This window comes from Dyella sp. OK584, assembly GCF_057787755.1.
The window spans coordinates 2621510-2641974 of record NZ_CM173542.1 but is presented as its reverse complement, the minus strand read 5'-3'; the positions used below and the strand labels follow the sequence as shown (position 1 = coordinate 2641974).

Annotated in this window: 11 protein-coding genes; 5 read left to right on the top strand and 6 right to left on the bottom strand. The window is 62.7% G+C overall.

What is annotated here, in order from left to right; genetic code table 11:
• Nucleotides 1-6: 6 nt before the first annotated feature.
• The 3 genes from AC3CBN_RS11790 to AC3CBN_RS11780 all read right to left on the bottom strand — a co-directional run bounded on the left by AC3CBN_RS11790 (nucleotide 7) and on the right by AC3CBN_RS11780 (nucleotide 6941).
• Nucleotides 7-936, bottom strand: a complete 930-nt coding sequence (locus AC3CBN_RS11790; protein ID WP_488633216.1) for a 5'-nucleotidase — start codon at nucleotides 934-936, stop codon at nucleotides 7-9.
• A gap of 197 nt (nucleotides 937-1133) precedes the next feature.
• Nucleotides 1134-1895: an NAD kinase gene (locus tag AC3CBN_RS11785; RefSeq protein WP_488633215.1), complete on the bottom strand. Its 762-nt coding sequence runs from the start codon at nucleotides 1893-1895 to the stop codon at nucleotides 1134-1136.
• Between the two features lie 111 nt (nucleotides 1896-2006).
• A complete protein-coding gene (locus tag AC3CBN_RS11780) occupies nucleotides 2007-6941 on the bottom strand; it encodes an NAD-glutamate dehydrogenase (RefSeq protein ID WP_488633214.1) in 4935 nt (1644 codons plus the stop codon).
• Nucleotides 6942-7852: 911 nt separating this feature from the next.
• On the opposite strand from AC3CBN_RS11780, the gene AC3CBN_RS11775 reads away from it, so the two are divergent.
• Both AC3CBN_RS11775 and AC3CBN_RS11770 read left to right on the top strand, forming a co-directional pair.
• The gene (locus AC3CBN_RS11775) at nucleotides 7853-9073 is read left to right on the top strand and encodes an efflux RND transporter periplasmic adaptor subunit (RefSeq protein WP_488633213.1); all 1221 of its coding nucleotides are present in this window, start codon (nucleotides 7853-7855) and stop codon (nucleotides 9071-9073) included.
• Nucleotides 9074-9087: 14 nt separating this feature from the next.
• Nucleotides 9088-12342 (top strand): efflux RND transporter permease subunit, encoded by a 3255-nt coding sequence (locus tag AC3CBN_RS11770; RefSeq protein ID WP_488633212.1) that lies wholly within the window; start codon nucleotides 9088-9090, stop codon nucleotides 12340-12342.
• Between the two features lie 80 nt (nucleotides 12343-12422).
• Here the strand turns inward: AC3CBN_RS11770 and AC3CBN_RS11765 are convergent, their stop codons facing one another.
• From AC3CBN_RS11765 to AC3CBN_RS11755, 3 genes are all read right to left on the bottom strand, one after another.
• On the bottom strand, nucleotides 12423-13367 hold the full coding sequence (locus AC3CBN_RS11765) for a diguanylate cyclase (RefSeq protein WP_488633211.1): 945 nt from the start codon (nucleotides 13365-13367) through the stop codon (nucleotides 12423-12425).
• Nucleotides 13368-13636: 269 nt separating this feature from the next.
• The gene (locus tag AC3CBN_RS11760; RefSeq protein WP_488633210.1) at nucleotides 13637-13993 is read right to left on the bottom strand and encodes a hypothetical protein; all 357 of its coding nucleotides are present in this window, start codon (nucleotides 13991-13993) and stop codon (nucleotides 13637-13639) included.
• Nucleotides 13994-14204: 211 nt separating this feature from the next.
• On the bottom strand, nucleotides 14205-15365 hold the full coding sequence (locus AC3CBN_RS11755; RefSeq protein ID WP_488633209.1) for an acyl-CoA dehydrogenase family protein: 1161 nt from the start codon (nucleotides 15363-15365) through the stop codon (nucleotides 14205-14207).
• A gap of 250 nt (nucleotides 15366-15615) precedes the next feature.
• Here AC3CBN_RS11755 and AC3CBN_RS11750 point away from each other — a divergent pair, with 250 nt between their 5' ends.
• The 3 genes from AC3CBN_RS11750 (at nucleotide 15616) to metH (ending at nucleotide 20463) form a co-directional block, all read left to right on the top strand.
• Nucleotides 15616-16542: an ArsR/SmtB family transcription factor gene (locus AC3CBN_RS11750; RefSeq protein WP_488633208.1), complete on the top strand. Its 927-nt coding sequence runs from the start codon at nucleotides 15616-15618 to the stop codon at nucleotides 16540-16542.
• Between the two features lie 8 nt (nucleotides 16543-16550).
• Entirely contained in the window at nucleotides 16551-17630 is a 1080-nt protein-coding gene (locus AC3CBN_RS11745; RefSeq protein ID WP_488633207.1) for a homocysteine S-methyltransferase family protein, read from the top strand.
• A gap of 145 nt (nucleotides 17631-17775) precedes the next feature.
• Nucleotides 17776-20463: a methionine synthase gene (gene metH, locus AC3CBN_RS11740; protein ID WP_488633206.1), complete on the top strand. Its 2688-nt coding sequence runs from the start codon at nucleotides 17776-17778 to the stop codon at nucleotides 20461-20463.
• Nucleotides 20464-20465: the final 2 nt, after the last annotated feature.

Below are 20465 nucleotides of genomic sequence, written 5' to 3'. Positions count from 1 at the left end.
TCGCGATCAGCGGTTGCTCACACCATGCGGCACATGGCCCGTCGCCACATGCTGGCGTGCCGACTCCACGTTGGCCGGTGAGTCATCGAAGAAGATGTCGGCGCCAAAAGCGTCGAGGAACGGCCCCTTGTCGCGTCCACCCAGAAACAGTGCCTCGTCGATACGCACGCCCCAGCGGCGCAAGGTGAGGATCACGCGCTTATGTGCCGGAGCGGAGCGCGCCGTGACGAGGGCCGTGCGAATTGGTGAATCCTCTGCCGGAAACGCTGCCTGCAGGCGATGCACAGCAGTGAGGAAGCCACGGAACGGTCCGACCGACAGCGGCTCGTCGGCCAGCTCGCGCTCGCTGCGATGGAACGCCTCCAAGCCTTCCTCGCGCGACACGCGCTCACCCTCGTCACCGAAGATAACGGCGTCACCGTCGAAAGCGATGCGCAGTTGTTCGGTGGCACGCGGCGGCGCCACCGAAGGAAGGATGGTGGCGGCGGCTACGCCGGCCACCAATGCACGCCCTACGTCCTCGGCATTGGCGGACAGGAACAGATCTGCCTTGAATGGCGCAATGTAATCGGAAGTCGGCGCGCCACTGGTGAAGGCTGCGCGACTGATTTCCAGCCCGTAATGCTGAATTGCGTTGAAAATGCGCAGGCCCGTGTCACCCGAATTGCGCGACAACAGGATCACTTCCACCGGCGGCACGTCGCCGGCAAGCTTGTTCAGTCCAAGCAGCTTCTGCACCAGCGGAAACGCCACGCCCGGTTTTAGGATCTCGTTCTCGTGCTCGATCTGGAACGTGCGATAGGCATCGAGTCCATCGCGTTCGAACAGCGAATGGCTGTCGCCCAGGTCGAATAGGGCACGCGAGGAAATGGCCACCACCAGCCGGTTGTCACCGGCCGAAGAAGGATCGTGGACGTCGTGGGCGGGGCGGTTCATGACGGTCAATCTAGCGCAAAAGGCGAGTAGCGCGTGAAGATGAGTCGAGCGGCGGGGCTCGAGCTCGTCATCCCGGCGAAAGCTGTGATCCCGTGCGGTTTGTTGCGCAAAAGAAGACGCTGTGTGACCAGCCCTTCGGCTGTTGTAGAGCGCCTCCAACTTTCGCTGGGATGACGAACAAAACCAACATGACCCACTCAATCCGGTGCGAACTGTTCGTCCAGGATGCGCTGCTCCAGGTTGTGCTCCGGGTCGAACAGCAGGCGCACGCCTTGCCCTTCGGACTGGCGGATCTGCACTTCACGAATGTCTCGCACCTCGTGGAAGTCAGCAGTGGCGCTGACCGGACGCTTGCCCGGGTCGAGCACACGCATGGTCACCAGGGTGCGATGCGGCAGGATCGCTCCACGCCAACGACGTGGCCGGAACGGGCTAATCGGAGTGAGCGCCAGCACGTTGGCATCCAGCGGCAGGATCGGCCCATGTGCGGACAAGTTGTAAGCTGTGGAACCCGCCGGCGTGGATACCAGAATGCCGTCGCATACGAGGGTAGTGAGCTTCACCGTATCGTTGAGCTTCACTTCCAGATGCGCGGCCTGGTTGCTCTGGCGCAGCAACGAGACTTCGTTGAACGCCAGGGCGTGATGTACCTGCCCCTCGGCATCGATGGTCCGCATCTCCAGCGGATAGAGCACGGCGGCATGCGCCCGCGCGATGCGCGGCCCCAGCTCATCCAGCCGATGCTTGTTCATCAGAAAGCCGACGCGCCCCAGTTTCATGCCGTACACCGGTGCCGGCAGCGCGCGATACGCATGCAACGTGCGCAGCATGAAGCCATCACCACCCAGCGCGATGATGACATCGGCTTGTTCGGGCGGATCGTCGCCGTAGCGATCGGTGAACTTGCGCCGGGCCTGCTGGGCAACGTTGGTGTCGCTGGCGACGAAGGCAAAGCGCATAGGGCCTGACATCGGTGGAAAGATGAGGCCCTCAGTTGAACTTAGATGGACGAAGGGCGCAAGACCGTCGCCGGTTTGCGCCCTTCGTTCATCATTACAGCTTCGCCGGGGTTACTGTGTCACCGGCACCTGCGCCAGCTGGGCCAGGCGGCGGACGGCGACCGAGGCAATCGGGTAGTCCGCGTTCTGGGTGAGGATCTCCGCCAGCATGTTGCGGGTGTACTTGAGCGTGGCATCGTCACGCTGCAGCCATGCCTGAACCGGCGAGACATCCTTTGCGCCACCGGTCATGGATAGCACTTGCAGCGCCAGCGCGCGATGCTGGTGGTTGAGCTCGTCCAGCAGCGAACCGCGGGCCTGCGCGTGCCAGGCACCCTCGACCGGCAGTGCCTCGATCTGGCTGCGCAGCCATTCCAGGTCCAGCGCCTCGCCCAACTCATAGAACACGCTGGCCACCTTGCCGATCGGCTGGCCGCTCTGCTGTGCCACCTCGACGATGTCGAGCATGGCACGCAGCTCGGGGATGCGAGCCAGGCGCAGCGCGAGTTCCGGCGGCAGGCCGAGACCTTCCCACTTCTCCTGACTGGTGGTGAAGTCCGCCTTGCCGGTTTCGGTCAGTGCGTCCGGCAATGCCGCGCGCAACTCCACGACGCCGGTCTGGTAGCGCTCCACGTTGGCGTTGATGTCCAGCGTGCCGCCTGGGCGATTGAGCAGCCAGCGCGTCATGTGACGCAGCAGCGACCAGATCTGCAGGATCGCATCGATCTGCGTGCCCTCGGCCACCTTGCTGTCCAGCGCTTCGATGTCCGACCACAGCTCGCGAGCACCGAGGATTTCGCGTGCCGCCGTATACGCCTTGGCGATGGCTGCCGGACCCTGCCCCGTGTCTTCCTGCATGCGCAGCATGAAGGTAGCGCCCATGCGGTTGATGGTGGAATTGGTCACGGCCGTGGCGATGATTTCGCGCTTCAGGCGATGACGCTGCATGTGGTCGGCGTATTTGTCGTGCAGCGGCTCTGGGAAGTAGCGCACGAGCTCCTTGGAGAGATACGGATCTTCCGGCACGTCCGAGTCGAGCAGCTGCTGGTACAGCTTGATCTTGTCGTACGAGAGAAGCACCGACAATTCCGGACGCGTCATGCCAACGCCACGCTTTTTGCGTTCGGTCAGCTCGGACTCACCCGGCAAATTCTCCACCTGGCGATCGAGCAGGCCTTCGGATTCCAGCATGCGGATGAAGTGCGCCATCGAGCCGATGCGGTGCACCGACTGGTGCTCCATCAACGTGATCGCCTGGTTCTGGCGGTAGTTGTCCCACAGCACCAGCTGGCCGACCTCGTCGGTCATGCTGGCCAGCAGCGTGTTGCGCTGCTCCGTGGTCAACTCGTTGCGCTGTACCGCATCGCCGAGCAGGATCTTGATGTTCACCTCGTGGTCGGAGGTGTCCACGCCGGCCGAGTTGTCGATGAAGTCGGTATTGAGCAGCACGCCATGCTGGGCGGCTTCGATGCGGCCCTTCTGGGTGAAGCCCAGATTGCCGCCTTCGCCCACTACCTTGCAGCGCAGTTCGGTACCGTTGACGCGCAGCGCATTGTTGGCGCGATCACCCACGTCGGCATGCGTCTCGGCGCTGGACTTCACATAGGTGCCGATGCCGCCATTCCACAACAGGTCCACTGGCGCCTTGAGAATGGCGCTGAGCAGGTCGTTGGGGGCCAGCTGCGTCACCTCGGGCTTGAGGCCCAGCACGGCACGCACTTCCGGCGAAATCGGCAGCGACTTCAGCGTGCGCGGGTATACGCCACCGCCGGCCGAAATCAGCGATTTGTCGTAGTCGTCCCAGCTCGAACGCGGCAGCTTGAACAGGCGCTCGCGCTCGGCAAAGGAGCGTGCGGTATCCGGGTTCGGGTCGAGGAAGATGTGGCGATGGTCGAACGCCGCCAGCAGGCGGATGTGACGCGACAACAGCATGCCGTTGCCAAACACGTCACCCGACATGTCGCCAATACCCACGCAAGTAAAGTCCTGGCTCTGGCTGTCACGGCCCAGTGCACGGAAGTGGCGCTTCACCGACTCCCACGCGCCCTTGGCGGTGATGGCCATGCCCTTGTGGTCGTAACCGTTGGAACCGCCCGAAGCGAACGCGTCGCCCAGCCAGAAACCATGCTCGACGGAAATGGCATTGGCGATATCGGAGAACGTCGCCGTGCCCTTGTCGGCCGCCACCACCAGGTACGGATCGTCGTTGTCGTGGCGCACCACGTCATGCGGCGGCACCATCTTGCCTTCGATCAGGTTGTCGGTGATGTCGAGCAGGCCGCTGATGAACATGCGGTAGCAGGCGATGCCTTCAGCCAGCTGCGCGTCGCGATCACCATTCACCGGCGGACGCTTCACGAAGAAGCCACCCTTCGAACCGACCGGCACGATCACGGTGTTCTTCACCATCTGCGCCTTCACCAGGCCCAGCACCTCGGTGCGAAAATCCTCGCGGCGGTCGGACCAGCGCAGGCCACCACGCGCCACCGAGCCGAAGCGCAGGTGGATGCCCTCCACGCGCGGCGCACTGACAAAGATTTCGCGATACGGCACCGGCTTGGGCAGCTCGGGCACGCGGTGCGAATCGAACTTGTAGCTGATGTAGCTGCGGTAGGCGCCCTGCCACTGCTGGAAGAAGCTGGTGCGCAGGGTGGAACGGATCAGCGACATGAAGCTGCGCAGGATACGGTCGTCGTCCAGGCTGGAGACAGTCTCCAGCAACGTGCCGATGACTTCTTCCACCACGGCGACCTGCTGGTCACGCGGCTTGGACAGCGAGCCGATAAGGCCGTCGATGAGACCCGGATGCGCGGCACGTACCGATTCGGGAATCAGTGCCTGCATCTCGCCCGCCAACAGAGAGCCGGCGCGCTTGAGCTCGTCGGTCGACAACTGCTCGCGGCGCGGATCGAACTTGGCCAGGAACATTTCCACCAGCAAGCCGGCAATGGCCGGATAGTGATTGAACGCATCCTCCATGTAGCTCTGAGAGAACGCCACGCCCGTCTGCAACAGGTACTTGCAGTAGCCGCGCAGCATGGCAATCTGGCGCCAGCTCAGCTTGGCGCCGAGCACCAGACGGTTGAAGCCGTCGTTCTCGGCATTGCCGCGCCAGATCTGCTCGAAGGCATCCTCGAACAGCGTACCAACCTGCTCCACGCTGAAAGTCAGGCTACCGGTGGTCTGCACCTCGAAGTCCTGGATGCACAGCGTAGTGCCGTCGACGTCCACTTCGTACAGATGCTCGGTCCGCACGCGCAGGCCGAGGTTCTCCAGCTGAGGCAGCACTTCGGACAGCGCGATGTCGCCGCCGCTGAGGTAGATCTTGAAGCGCAGTTCTTCCGGGCGTGCCGCCGGGTGATAGAACGACATGCGTACCGCATCGGCACCCTTGAGCAACGAAAGCTGGCAGATGTCCTCCGCGGCAGCCGACGGCGTGACATCTTCCATGTAGCCGGCAGGCATAGCCTTGGCAAAGCGATTGGCCAGCACCACACCATCGTGATCGCCCAGCGTGCGCACGAGTTCATCGCGCACGTCGTCGTACCAGTTGCGCACAATGGACGCCACGCCCTTTTCGAGCTCGGCCGCGTCGTACTGCACCTGGTCGCCGATCTTGGGGCGCACCACGACATGCAGGCGCACCAGCGCAGCCTCGCCCATAAGCACGGACGAGTCGAGGTGCTCGCCACGCATGGCATCACGCAGCAGCGCCTCGATGCGCTCGCGCACCGACGTGTTGAAACGATCGCGCGGCACGTAAACCATGCAGGTGACGAATCGACCATAGCGGTCACGACGGATGAACAGGCGCGTGCGTGCGCGCTGGCGCAATTCAAGCGTGCCCATCGCGGTGGTGTAGAGCTCGTCCTCGCTGCTCTGGAACAGCTCATCGCGCGGTAGCGTTTCCAGAATGTGGCGAAGTGCCTTGCCCGAGTGAGAATCGCGCTTCAGACCCGAGCGGGCCATCGCCGACTCATACTTCTGACGCACCAGCGGCACGTCTTGCGGGCGTGCCATATAGGCATTGGAGGAGAACAAACCCAGAAAACGCTGCTCGGCAACGGGCTTGCCGTTGGCGTCGAACTTGAGCACGCCCACGTAATCCATATAGCCCGAACGATGCGCATGCGAGCGCGCGTTGGTCTTGGTCAGGATGATCGCGTCGGTGGAGCCGGACTGCGGCAGCTCATGCGCCACCAGCGTGCGCAATGAACGCGGAGCCAGCGAGCGCTCGCTCCTGTGCAGTATGCCCATGCCCGAGGGCTCGATCGCGCGCAGCACTTCCTCGCCATCGGTTTCGGTGACTTCGTATTCGCGATAGCCAAGGAAGGTGAAGTTGTCGTCGGCGAGCCAGCGAAGGAATTCCGCAGCCTCTTTCACCGAGGCCGCGTCGATCGGCAACTGCCGCAGCGGTAGGTCGGCGGCAATGGCCAATGCCTTGTCGCGCATCTTTCCCCAGTCGCTGACGGCCGTGCGCACGTCTTCCAGCGCTGCCTCGATCTTCGACTTCAGCGCGACCTGCTCGGCCTCGCCTGCGACGCGATCAACTTCAAAGTGCATCACCGACTCGGGGTGAACGTCTTCGGCGCCGAGCTTGAGCAGCTTGCCCGTGGCATCGCGCGTTACATCGACCACCGGATGAATCACGGCATGGATCTGCAACTGCTCGGCCGCCACCATGGAAACCGTATCCACCAGGAACGGCATGTCGTCGGTGACAACCTGGATGTAGCTGCGACCGGCATGGCCTGTGGCCGGATTGATCACGCGAACGGAGGCACGCCCCGCCTGACGTTGTTGTATGAATTGCAGCAGGTCGGCAATCAACGCGGCCCATTCGGCGGCGGTGTGAAGCCCCAGATCGCCATCCGCGATACGCGCGAAGAAAGCGTTGATAAAAAATTGCGCCTCATCAAGGCGCTGGGGGGAAAATCCGCTTTGCTTCAGTTCTTCGAGAACAACAGTGGGGAACGAGCTGTTGCTAGCCGCACGAATCGCGTTCATGGCATCTACTGTTTTGGGGAGACGGAATGAGGCAAAAAAAGCCTCAAAAGGATACGCCTCACGTCAGGCCTTATCCAGCATTGCTACCAGACCACTTCAGCTGGCGGCAAGCCATGACGCCCTTGCAGCAGAGTTTGATGATGAGCCCCGGCGCACTTTGAAAACCACCACCCGCGGCTTTTTCAACAGGCGCGTGAGAGCAGGAAAAGCTGTCGCCATCGTATGTTTCCTCTATCCACGCGACGAGGAGCAACGCTCAAGTCACTGGCAATACCAGTGCGTATGTCGCGAAAACGAAACCCATGATCCGTTGCGACGCAACAAGCGAATGGTATTTGGGCGATGCAGAGAAATGGCATCCGAATCCGCGGATCGATCCACCCCCATGCGAGATCCGTAACCGTCATGTCACCTTGCGCCCCGATGGATTTCTTCCGGGCGCGTCGAGGCAAGATCACTTGGCATATGACGTTCGCCCTACCGAACCATTGGCACAGGCCGGACCCAGGCGTTGCTGGCAAGATCTCCGACGAGTGTCAGTAAGCCCCCGCATGAATACCGACACTCTCCCTTCACGCATCTAAGCCAAAATTGCTAGCCCTGGTATGGACATGGGGACAGCAACCGCCGTAGCAGCCTCTCCCCGGGCGCTGCCGGGAACACCTGAAGAGCAGCCAGGAGGCAGGACGACAAGCTCTACAAATTTTAAACTGTACGGTATAGTCCAAGCTTGTCTGCTTTTGACATTGAGCCATGGCTGCCCCGCCCCGCTCCCGTCCCATGCCCCTCCAAGGGGGTCTGAGGACCTGCGGGGTGTCGTGTGCTCGATGCAAACCCGACACTTTGTCGTCGCCTGGAATGGCGTCGGCGCGTCGTATCCCCCGACCACATTAAGAAGAGATGGAGCCCACATGAAGTCCACGTCACTGCGCACACCACTGTTGTGCCTTGGCTTGCTCTCACTGGCCGCCTGCGGCAAAGGCAAGGAACAAGCCCAGGCCCAGATGCCCCCGCCGGAAGTAGGCGTCGTCAAGGCTCAGCCGCAGAGCACGCCACTGACCAAGGACCTGGTGGGCCGGTTGTCGGCCTATCGCAGCGCCGATGTGCGCGCCCGTGTGTCAGGGGTGCTGCTCAAGCGCGTCTACCAGGAAGGTACCGACGTCAAGCAGGGCCAGGTGCTGTTTGAAATCGAGCCGTCGGTGTATCAGGCCGTACTCAGTTCCAGCCAGGCCAACCTTGCCTCGGCGCAAGCCACCTATGTGAACTTCCACAAGACAGCCGAGCGTTTCCGCCAGCTGCGCCCCCAGAACTACGTCTCGCAGTCCGACCTGGACGCCGCCGAAGCCAACGAGCGCAGCAGCGCTGCGTCGGTGAAACAGGCCCAGGCCGCCGTGGAAAGCGCGCGCATCAACCTGGGCTTTACCCGCGTGACGTCGCCGATCGACGGCCGTGCCGGGCAGCAGCAGCTGACCGAAGGTGCCATCGTCGGCAACAGCGCCGCGGATACCGGCTCCAGCTCGACCCTACTGACCACCGTCGACCAGCTCGATCCGCTGTATGTGAACTTCACCGTCAGCTCCGCCGACCTCGATCGCCTGCGGTCAGCGCAGACGGCCGGCAAAGTCGTGCTGTCTGACCAGAACAAAACCTCCGTGCTGGTCACCCTGCCCGACGGCAGCAAGTTCGACCAGAACGGCACCCTGGATTTCTCCGGCGCCACGGTCGATCCGACCACAGGCGCGGTGAGCCTGCGTGCGCAGTTGCCCAATCCCCAGCACCGGTTACTACCGGGCACCTACGTGACCATCACCGCCAATCTCGGCGAGCAGCAGGGCGTGTACCTGATTCCGCAGCAGGGTGTCGCCCGCGATGTCGCTGGTGCTTATGCGCTGGTTGTCGGCCAGGACGGCAAGGTCGTTCGCAAGAACGTCACCGCCGACAATATGGCTGCCGGCAACTGGATCGTCACTGGCGGCCTGACCAATGGCGACCAGGTCATCGTCTCGGGGCTGCAGACCGTGCAGCCGGGTGCACCCGCCAAGCCTGCACCGTGGCAGCCAGGCCAAAAGACCGGCGGCCAGGGACAGCCGGGGCCGGCAGGTAGCACCAAACCTGCTGCCGGCAAGCAGTAAAGGAGTCGACAAACATGCCGAGTTTCTTTATCGACCGCCCGATTTTTGCCTGGGTGGTGGCCATTCTCATCACCCTCGTCGGCACCATCTCGGTGCTGAACATGGGTATTGAGTCATACCCCAACATCGCTCCGCCGCAGGTGGTGGTGCAGGCGACCTATCCCGGCGCCAACGCCGATACCGTAGAGAAGAACGTCACGCAGGTGATCGAGCAACAGCTCACCGGCATCGACCATCTTCTGTATTTCAGCTCGTCGTCCAGCTCCAACGGCTCGGCGTCGATCACCCTGACCTTCGAGACCGGCACTAACCCGGACATCGCCCAGGTGCAGGTGCAGAACAAGGTGCAGCTGGCCCAGCCGCGCCTGCCCACCGCTGTGACCCAGCTGGGCGTCGTGGTGGCCAAGAACAATCCCGACTTCCTGATGTTCGTGTCGCTGGTGTCGACCAATCCGGGGATCGATGGCGGCCGTCTGGCAGACATCATCGCCTCGCAGGTGTCGGACCAGGTCGGCCGTATTCCCGGCGTGGGCAACACCTTCCTGGTCGGCTCCGAATACGCCGTGCGCATCTGGTTGAACCCGGACCGGTTGCAGGGTTATGGCCTTGCCGCCAGTGACGTGCGCAACGCCGTCGCCGCGCAGAACGTGCAGTTCGCCGCCGGTGCGTTGGGTGCCGATCCGTCCCCGCGCGACCAGGGCTTCACCGCCACGGTATCCGCCGAGGGTCGTTTCTCCTCGCCGGAGGAGTTCGGCAACATCATCCTGCGCGCCAACAGCGACGGTACGGTGGTCAAGCTCAGCGACGTGGCGCGCATCAGCTTCGGACCGCAGAGTTATGGCCTGGCGTCCACCTGGAACGGGCAGCAGGTCGGCGGCCTCGGCGTGCAGTTGCTGCCGGGCGCCAACGCGCTCGACGTCGCAACGGCGGTTCGCGCGAAGATGGACGAACTGTCCAGGGATTTCCCTGAAGGCGTCACCTGGTTCGCGCCCTACGACACGACCCCGTTCGTGAAGATCTCCATCCAGGAAGTGGTGCATACGCTGGTTGAAGCCATCATCCTGGTCTTCCTGGTGATGCTGATCTTCCTGCAGAACTTCCGCGCCACCATCATCCCTACCCTCGTGATCCCGGTCGCCCTACTGGGCACTTTCGTGGGCCTGATCGGCATGGGCTTCACCATCAATCAGCTGACCCTGTTCGGCATGGTGCTGGCCATCGGCATTGTGGTGGACGACGCGATCGTGGTGATCGAGAACGTCGAACGCATCATGACCGAGGAAGGTCTCTCGCCAAAGGAAGCGACACGCAAGGCGATGGGCCAGATTACCGGCGCCGTGGTGGCGATCACCGTGGTGCTCGCAGCGGTGTTCGTGCCGTCCGCACTGCAGCCCGGTGCATCGGGCGTGATCTACAAGCAGTTCGCGCTGACCATCGCGGTGTCGATGGGCTTCTCGGCGTTCCTCGCGCTGTCCTTCACGCCAGCGCTGTGCGCCACCATCCTCAAGCCGACACACGAGCACAAGAAAAACATCATCTACCGCGGGTTCAACCGCCTGTTCGACTGGGTGACGCATACCTACAGCGGCCACATCGGCAGTGCGGCACGTCATGCGCCCCGCTGGATGATGGTGTTCGCCCTGGTCGTGGCGCTGGCTGGCGTGCTGTACACCAGGCTGCCGACCAGCTTCGTGCCCAGCGAGGACCAGGGCTTTGCCCTGGCCATCGTGAGCCTGCCTCCGGGTGCCACGCTGCATCGCACCCAGGAAGTGATGACCGAGATGCGCGAGCGCCTCAAGCAGAGCCCGCTCAACGACGCCATCGTCGGCATGTACCAGATCAGCGGCTTCAGCTTCGTCGGCAACAGCGAAAGCACGGGCATGGCCTTCATCAAGCTCAAGGACTGGAGCGAGCGCTCGATCACTGCTGACGAACTCATCATGCAGGCGAACGGCGTGCTGCATGGCATCCGCGATGCGCAGATCTTCGTGGTGAACCTGCCGACCATCCGCGGCCTCAGCCAGTTCGGCGGCATCGATATGTACCTGCAGGCTCGTGCCGGTCAGTCACATGACGAGTTGATGCAGGCGATGGGCATGACGCTCGCCAAGTCCAAGGACAACCATGCCTTGTTCGGCGTACGCCCCAACTCGCTGCCTGATGCCCCGCAGTGGGATCTGAAGGTGGACCGCGTGCAGGCCCAGTCGATGGGGTTGTCCGTCAGCGACGTCTATACCGCCATCCAGCTGGCGCTGGCTCCGGTATACGTCAACGACTTCGTCTACGGCGGCCGCGTGAAGCGTGTCTACATGCAGGCCGACCAGCCCTACCGCATGGGCCCCGAAGCGCTGCAACACCTCTACTCGCCAAGCAGCCTTTCGAGCGGCTCCACCAGCGCGTCCACCGTCAATCCGTACAACATGATTCCGCTCTCGAGCGTGGTGCAGTCCAAGTGGGACACAGGCTCGCCCGCGCGGACTCGCTACAACGGCTATGCCGCGGTGGAAATCGTGGGTAGCGAGGCTCCGGGCTATTCCACCGGCCAGGCCATGGCCGCCTTGCAGGGCATCGTTACCAACGACCTGCCCAAGGGCTTCGGCGCGGATTGGACCGGCCAGTCGTACCAGGAAATCCTGGCCGGCAATTCGGCAACGCTGCTGATGGTGCTGTCGATCTTCATCGTGTTCCTGTGCCTGGCCGCCTTGTACGAGAGCTGGTCGATTCCGGTTGCCGTGCTGCTGGTGGTGCCGCTTGGCCTGCTCGGCACCGTCGTGTTCTCGATGTTGCGTGGCCTGCCGAACGACATGTACTTCAAAATCGGCCTGATCACCGTCATCGGCCTGGCTGCGAAGAACGCGATCCTGATCGTGGAGTTCGCGGTGGAGCAGCAGCAACAGGGCAATTCGCTGTACCAGTCGATTGTCACGGCATCCCGCCAGCGACTGCGGCCGATCCTGATGACCTCCTTCGCCTTCATCCTCGGCGTGTTCCCGCTCGCAATCTCCACCGGTGCTGGCGCCAACTCCCGTCACTCCATCGGCACCGGCGTGATCGGCGGCATGCTGTTCGCCACCTTCCTGGGCCTGCTGTTGATCCCGGTGTTCTACGTCACGGTACGCCGCCTGCTGGGCGACAAGCTGGACGAGGCATCGCACGCTATCCGTCACGCTCAGGGCGGCGCGGCAACCGGCAACCCCGGCGGCGACTCACCGCAGGGGGCGTCGGGTGACATGCAGCCATTCGACTCCGACCCACGTCGCGGCTCGTAACTGCACACGCATCACTGCTGCAAACAAAAAGCCCCGGTCGCAAGACCGGGGCTTTTTCATGCTCGCCAACTGGCAAAAGATCAGTCGTCGCTGCTGACCATCGCGTTGCGGCCACGCAACTTGGCCTGGTACAGCCGGCGATCGACTAGTTCGAGGAAAGCCAGTCGCTCGTCGGCGGGCAACGGCACAACCGTGCCCACACCCACACTGAGGGTCAATGCCTTGCCAGCCATCGAGCGCTCGTGCGGTATCCATTCCTGCGCGATCAACTCCTGGCAACGTTCGGCCACCCGCTGCGCGGCGGCCGCGTCGGTTTCCGGCAACACCAGCACGAACTCCTCGCCACCAAAACGCGCGAGGAAATCGTGCGTGCGGCGCACCGCCTTCTCCAGCACCTTGGCAACCAACTTGAGGCAGTAGTCGCCTTGCACATGACCGTAGTGGTCGTTGTACTGTTTGAAATAGTCGATATCGAGCATGAGCAGCGACAGCGGCTGCCCACTCCGCCGCGCGTTGCCCCACTCCTCTTCCAGCACGGCATCGAAACGTCGTCGGTTGGCTATGCCGGTAAGGCCGTCCTTGAACGAGAGCGCTTCCAGCTCGCGCTGCAGTTCGATCAGGCGCTGCTCGGTGCGCTTGCGCTCGCTGATGTCGAACATGAAACCGACCAGCGCATCCACGCTGCCGTCGTCCCGGCGTACCACGTGCACCACATCGCGAATCCACACGTAGCTGCCGTCCTTGCACAGCGCACGATAATCCGCCTCATGGTCGATGCCAGCCTTGGATTGCGCCACGCAGAAATCGACCGCCCAGTCCCGGTCTTCCGGGTGAATACGGTCCACCCAGTCCTGCACGCTGACCCAGCTCGCCGGTTCCCAGCCGAGCAACTCTCCAATCTGCGGACCGATATAGGAGAACGCCATGCTGTCCCACTGGATCCGCCAGGGAATGGCCTTGGTGGATTCCAGCAGGGTCTTGTAGACCATGCTTTCGTCTTGCAGCTTGGCTTCGACTTCCATCATGGCGGCAGATTCTCGCTTGGCTAGTGAGGCGACGCGGGCGCCGAACCTGTATCGGCCCGCAGCTATCCTGCCTGAAGTCTGAGACGGCCGTGAAAAGCGGCTTACCCGGATGGCACTTTCTCGTGACCGATCGCCGAGCGCCTCGCCGCTGATCGGTTCACCGGCATGCTCGACGACTGGACGCCCTCGTCCGCGCCAGGTCGTCCACTATCCGGACCATCGCCATGTTCAGCCGGGCAGACGTGCCTTCATCGAAGTAGCGCGTGAGGTCATGCGCGGCGGGCAATTGCCGCAACCGTCTGCATGGCAAGGTCGGCATCGTCGGCCGGCTTGCCACCAACCAGCTTCATGAGCACCAGCATGCCAACAACGGCTATGACCGAGCTCACCACGCTGATGATCAGCGCCCGCTTGAACGTCGTCACCACGGCAAACTGGATGATGAGCGCCCCTCCGATGAAACCCAGCAGGAACGCGACCAGCCCGTGCCCCACCACCGCCTCCACGATTTTCGACAGCAGGAACTGCAGTAGCAGCGCACCGAGCACCGTGCCGATCCCGGTCCTCCCCGCTCCAAGCGCGCGAGCCGTGTACATCACGGGCGCAATCGACAGGAACAGGATCACGGCCAGTATCAGCAAGAAAGTAAGCAAGGCGCCGTCCTTGGCTGGAGGGGGACCATTCCCTGGTTGATCGCAAGTATTTGCGATTTAATTCCCTTTCGTCAACCAGTGGCACCGCCTGACAGATGACCGGTACACAAGCCTCTTGCCCAGAAAACGAAACGCCCGGCAGGTGACCTGCCGGGCGTCCAGAAACAACAGTGTGGCTATGTGCTCAGCGCAAACCGGTTTCCGCACGAGCGATCACCATGCGCTGGATCTCACTGGTGCCTTCGTAAATCTCGGTGATCTTGGCGTCGCGGAAGTAACGTTCCAGCGGCATCTCCTTGGAGTAGCCCATGCCACCGTGGATCTGCACCGCCTGGTGGGCGATCCACATCGCTGCTTCCGAGGCGGTGAGCTTGGCCACGGATGCCTCGGTGCCGAAGCGGCCACCCTTCTTTTCCGTCTCGCCCTTGGTCCAGGCGGCGCGCAGCGTGAGCAGCATGGCGGCGTCCAGCTTGCACTTCATGTCGGCGATCTTTGACTGGGTCATCTGGAACGTGCCGATCGGATGGCCAAACGCCTTGCGGTCACGCGACCACTGCAGCGTGGCCTCGTAGGCGGCACGTGCGATACCCACGGACTGGGAGGCGATACCGATACGGCCGGCGTCGAGCACACCCATTGCTATGGAGAAACCCTTACCCTCTTCGCCCAGCAGGTTTTCCTTCGGCAGCACGTAATCGGTGAACTCGATTTCGCAAGTGGCCGAGGCGCGAATGCCCAGCTTCGGCTCGGTCTTGCCGGCATGGAAGCCCGGCAACTGGGTGTCGACGATGAATGCCGACACGCCCTTGGCGCCAATGCCCGGCGTACTGATGGCGAACAGGATGATGTAGCGCGCCACGGGGCCGGAGGTGATCCAGCTCTTCTTGCCGTTGATGACCCAATCACCGTTGGCGGCCTTGGTGGCGCGCGTGTGCATGGCCGAGGCATCGGAGCCCGACTGCGGCTCAGTCAATGCATAGGCGCCGATGGCTTCGCCCTGGGCAATGGCGCGCACGTACTTCTGCTTCTGCTCCTCGGTGCCATGCTTGAGGATGCCATTGCAGAACAGCGAGTTGTTCACCGACATGATGGTCGCGGTGGCGGCATCAGCCGCGGCGATCTCGATCATCGCCAGCACGTAGGCGATCGGGTCCATGCCCGCGCCGCCGTACTCGGTCGGCACCTCGATGCCCATCAAACCCAGCTGGCCCATCTCGCGAATGTTGTCCAGCGGGAACTCGCCCTTGGCATCCAGTTCGGCCGCCACCGGCACGATGCGCTTCTGCGCAAAATCACGGGCGATGGACTGGATGGACAGCTGATCTTCGGTAAAGCGGAAATCCATGAAAGACTCCAAGGGGGAGGAGGAAGCCGCCTATTTTAGCCCGCCGCGGGTGATAGCCGCTGTGCGGGTGCAGCAACTGTCGTTCTCCCTGTAGGAACGCACCCTGTGCGCGACCGCAGACTTGCAACGTCACCTCTCCGTTAGCTTGTCGCGCACAGGGTGCGCTCCTACAGAAAAGCAGCGGAACTTGACGCCCCGTGCCCCCGGGCCTAGCCTTATGCATCTCTGTATCGCGATATAAGGATGCTCGATGGACTTGGCGACTGCATCCAGCGTACTGCGCCTGCTGGCGGACCCCACCCGCGTTCGCTTGCTCGCCCTGCTTGAGCGCGAAGAACTCACCGTGGCCGAGCTGGCTGCCGTGTTGCATCTGGCCCAGCCGCGCGTGTCGACTCATCTGGCCAAGCTCAAGGAAGCCGACCTGGTGCGCGATCGTCGCGCCGGTGTGTCTGCCTACTATCGCGCCAACGGCGAAACCGACGAACAGCTGCAAACCCTGCTGAAGTCGCTGCGCGAAAGCATCGACGATGCCCTGTTGCGCGAAGACGGCGCCCGTCTGCCAGGCGTGCTCGCCGAACGGGCGCGGGAAGAAGGCTGGGCCGACACCGTCGCCGGCGACATGGAACGCCACTACTCCCCCGGCCGCACCTGGGAAACATTGGCCCGCTCGCTGCTGCAACTGCTGGAAACCGGCGATGTGCTGGATATCGCGTCCGGCGATGGCATCACGGCCGAACTGCTGGCGCCACATGCACGCTCCATCGTCTGCGTGGACAGCAGCGAGCGCGTAGTCGAAGCCGCCGCCCAGCGCCTGAAGCCCTTTGCCAATGTGGAAGTACGCCAAGGCGACATGCATGCATTGGATCTGGGCGAACGCCGCTTCGACCTTGTTCTGATGTTGCACGCCCTTACCTACGCACAACACCCCGCCAAGGCCGTGGCCGAAGCGGCATCTCTCCTGCGCAGCGGCGGTCGACTGCTTGCCGTCACCCTGGGCAAACATGATCACCGTGCCGTGGTGGAACCGTTCGACCATCGCAACCTCGGTTTCTCTTCCAGCGAATTGAATACCTTCGCCAAGTCCGCCGGCCTGGACGTCATGAGCTGTAACCGACTCAGCCGCGAGCGCAAGGCACCCCACTTCGAAGTGACCAGCCTGCTGGCGCGTAAACCTTGAGGTTCTCCATGAGCACGCTTCCCTGGATTCACCCCCAACGCGTCGCCCTGCTGGAACGACTGCTGCGCGAACGCATTTTGATCATCGACGGCGGAATGGGCACCATGCTGCAGCGTCATGAGCTCGATGAAACCTCGTTTCGCGGGCAACGCTTCGTGGACGGTCACGACAGCGCGCATGCGCATGACCATCCCGGCAGCTGCGACCTCAAGGGCAACAACGACCTGCTCACGCTGACCAACCCGGACATCATCCGCGGTGTGCATGAGGCGTATCTGGAAGCCGGCGCTGATCTGGTTGAAACCAATACCTTCAACTCCACCCGCATCAGCCAGGCCGATTACCACCTCGATCATCTCGCCTACGAGTTGAACCGGGAAGGTGCCCGCCTCGCTCGCGAGGCCTGCGATGCGGTCGAGACGAAAACGCCGGACAAGCCGCGCTTCGTGATTGGCGTGCTCGGGCCGACCAGCCGCACCGCGTCGCTGTCGCCGGATGTCAACGACCCCGGCTTCCGCAACGTCACCTTCGAAGAACTCGTGATCAATTACACCGAGGCGACAAACGGCCTGATCGACGGTGGCGCCGACCTCATCATGGTCGAGACCATCTTCGACACGCTCAATGCCAAGGCGGCGCTATTCGCGCTCAGCGAGCTGTTCTACCAGCGCGGTGCGCGGCTGCCGGTGATGATCTCCGGCACCATCACCGATCGATCCGGTCGCACGCTCTCCGGCCAGACCGCCGAGGCGTTCTACTATTCCGTGCAGCATGCGCGCCCGATCTCGGTCGGCCTCAACTGCGCGCTTGGTGCCGCCGATCTTCGCCCGCACGTGCAAGTGTTGGCCAACTCCGCCAACTGCTTCGTCAGCACCCACCCCAACGCGGGCCTGCCCAATGCCTTCGGCGAATACGACGAAACACCCGAGCAGATGGCCGCCGTGATCGGCGGCTTCGCGCGCGATGGCCTGCTGAACATGGTCGGCGGCTGTTGCGGCACGACGCCCGCGCATATCAAGGCCATTGCGGATGCAGTGCGCGATTGCGCGCCGCGCGCCCTTCCAGCAGACAAACAGGAGGCCGCGTAATGCCCCCTCTCCCTCATGGAGAGATGGCCGGGATGAGGGGCCAACCTGGCCTTATGCCCGCAAAAGAACGCGCGCCGATGAACCACACCGCAAGCACCCATCCTTCACCTCAATCCTCTCCCCAAAAGGGAGAGGAGGACAAAGCATGACTTCACGTCACACCCGCCTCTCCGGCCTCGAACCGCTGGTCATCACACCCGACCTGCTGTTCATCAATGTCGGCGAACGCACCAACGTCACCGGCTCGGCGCAGTTCCGCAAGCTCATCAAGGAAGATCGCTACGAAGAAGCGGTGGATGTGGCGCGCCAGCAGGTTGCCAGCGGCGCGCAGATCATCGACGTCAACATGGACGAAGGCCTGATCGATTCGGAAGCGGCGATGACGCGCTTCCTCAATCTGATTGCCGCCGAACCGGATATCGCCCGCGTGCCAGTGATGGTCGACTCATCCAAGTGGACGGTGATCGAAGCGGGCCTCCGCTGCCTGCAGGGCAAGGGCATCGTCAACTCCATCTCGATGAAGGAAGGCGAAGAGGCATTCCTCGAGCACGCGCGCAAGGTGCAGCAGTACGGCGCCGCCGTGGTCGTGATGGCGTTCGACGAACAGGGCCAGGCCGACACCTGCGCACGCAAGGTGGAGATTTGTTCGCGCGCCTACGAGCTGCTCACGACGAAGCTCGATTTCCCGCCCGAAGACATCATTTTCGATCCGAACATCTTTGCCATCGCCACCGGCATCGACGAACACAACAACTACGCCGTTGACTTCATCGAAGCCACGCGCGAGATCAAGCGCCGCTTCCCCGATACCCATGTGTCCGGCGGCGTATCGAACGTGTCGTTCTCGTTCCGCGGTAACAACACGGTGCGCGAGGCCATCCACTCGGTGTTCCTGTACCACGCCATCAAGGCGGGCATGGACATGGGCATCGTCAACGCCGGCGCGCTGATGATCTACGACGACGTGCCGGAAGAGCTGCGTGAGCGTGTCGAAGATGTCGTGCTCAACCGTCGCGCCGATTCCACCGAACGCCTGCTGGAGATCGCCGAGAAGTTCAAGGCGAAGAAAGGTGAAGTTGTTGTCGAGAATCTCGCCTGGCGCGAGAAATCGGTGCGGGATCGTCTGAGCCATGCACTGGTCCATGGCATCGACCAATACGTCACCGAGGACACCGAAGAAGCGCGCCAGCTTTCCACACGCCCTCTGGACGTGATCGAAGGCCCGTTGATGGATGGCATGAACGTTGTCGGCGATCTGTTCGGCGCCGGCAAGATGTTTCTGCCACAGGTGGTCAAATCCGCGCGCGTCATGAAGAAAGCCGTAGCTTATCTGCTGCCCTATATCGAGGAGGAAAAGCTGCGCACCGGTGATGTGGGCAAGAACAACGGCACGATTGTGATGGCGACGGTCAAGGGCGACGTTCACGACATCGGCAAGAACATCGTTGGCGTTGTGCTCCGCTGCAACAACTTCGAAGTGATTGACCTTGGCGTGATGGTGCCGGCGCAAAAGATCCTCGACACCGCGCGCGAGCACAATGCCGACATCATCGGCCTGTCTGGCCTGATCACGCCATCACTGGAGGAAATGAGCCAGGTTGCGCGCGAGATGCAGCGGCAGGATTTCCACATCCCGCTGCTGATCGGAGGCGCGACCACGTCACGTGCGCATACCGCGCTGAAGATCGAACCGCACTACAAGTCGCCTACCGTGTGGGTCAAGGACGCTTCGCGCGCCGTTGGCGTGGCGCAGTCGCTGGTCAGCAAGGAGCTCGTCGACAACTTCATGACCAAGGTGCGCGCCGAGTACGCCGAAGTGCGCGAACGCCATCGCAACCGGGGGCCCGGCAAACACCTGGTGTCGATGGACAAGGCGCGTTCGCAGCGTTTCACCTGCGATTGGGCGAACTACGAACCGCCGCAGCCAAAGCAACCGGGCGTCACTGTGTTCGACAGCTATGACCTGGCCGAACTACGCCCCTATATCGACTGGACACCGTTCTTCAATGCATGGGAATTGGCCGGACGCTTTCCCGCGATCCTCACCGATGAAGTGGTCGGTGCCCAGGCCACGGATCTGTACAACGATGCACAGGCAATGCTCGACAAGATCATCGGCGAGCGCTGGCTGACCGCGCGTGCGGTCATCGGCTTCTGGCCGGCGGCCCAGGTCGGAGATGACACCGAGGTGACCAGTCCAGAAGGCGAAAAGCTTGCCGTCCTGCATCACCTGCGTCAGCAGGTAGACAAGCCAGTCGAGCGCCCCGATTTCTCGCTCGCCGATTTCATCGCACCCAAAAACCCTAACAAACGCGACTGGGTGGGTGGCTTCGCCGTCACCGCCGGCATCGGCATCGATGCGCATGTCGCCCGCTTCGAGGCCGAGCACGACGACTACTCGTCCATTCTGCTCAAGGCACTGGCCGACCGCCTGGCCGAGGCATTCGCCGAACGCATGCACGAGCGCGTGCGCCGCGAATTCTGGGGCTATGCGCCGGACGAATCGCTCGACAACAAGGCACTGATCGACGAGACATATCGCGGTGTCCGCCCTGCCCCTGGCTATCCCGCATGCCCGGACCACACCGAGAAGGCCACGCTATTTCGCCTGCTCGACGCCACCCACAACACCGGCATCGAGCTGACCGAGGGGTTCGCGATGTATCCCACGGCAGCCGTATCCGGTTGGTACTTCTCTCATCCGGGTAGCCAGTACTTCGTGGTGGGCCGTCTCACGCGCGAACAAGTCGACGACTACGCCAAGCGCAAGGGTTGGACGCGCGAGGTAGCCGAACGCTGGCTGGCGCCAAACCTCGATTACGACCCCGACTAACG

What these genes read in the sequence shown, in the direction of transcription:
- AC3CBN_RS11790 (WP_488633216.1), bottom strand. Translation starts at nt 936, where the DNA reads ATGAACCGCCCCGCCCACGACGTCCACGATCCTTCTTCGGCCGGTGAC.
- AC3CBN_RS11785 (WP_488633215.1), bottom strand. Translation starts at nt 1,895, where the DNA reads ATGCGCTTTGCCTTCGTCGCCAGCGACACCAACGTTGCCCAGCAGGCC.
- AC3CBN_RS11780 (WP_488633214.1), bottom strand. Translation starts at nt 6,941, where the DNA reads ATGAACGCGATTCGTGCGGCTAGCAACAGCTCGTTCCCCACTGTTGTT.
- AC3CBN_RS11775 (WP_488633213.1), top strand. Translation starts at nt 7,853, where the DNA reads ATGAAGTCCACGTCACTGCGCACACCACTGTTGTGCCTTGGCTTGCTC.
- AC3CBN_RS11770 (WP_488633212.1), top strand. Translation starts at nt 9,088, where the DNA reads ATGCCGAGTTTCTTTATCGACCGCCCGATTTTTGCCTGGGTGGTGGCC.
- AC3CBN_RS11765 (WP_488633211.1), bottom strand. Translation starts at nt 13,367, where the DNA reads ATGATGGAAGTCGAAGCCAAGCTGCAAGACGAAAGCATGGTCTACAAG.
- AC3CBN_RS11755 (WP_488633209.1), bottom strand. Translation starts at nt 15,365, where the DNA reads ATGGATTTCCGCTTTACCGAAGATCAGCTGTCCATCCAGTCCATCGCC.
- AC3CBN_RS11750 (WP_488633208.1), top strand. Translation starts at nt 15,616, where the DNA reads ATGGACTTGGCGACTGCATCCAGCGTACTGCGCCTGCTGGCGGACCCC.
- AC3CBN_RS11745 (WP_488633207.1), top strand. Translation starts at nt 16,551, where the DNA reads ATGAGCACGCTTCCCTGGATTCACCCCCAACGCGTCGCCCTGCTGGAA.
- metH (WP_488633206.1), top strand. Translation starts at nt 17,776, where the DNA reads ATGACTTCACGTCACACCCGCCTCTCCGGCCTCGAACCGCTGGTCATC.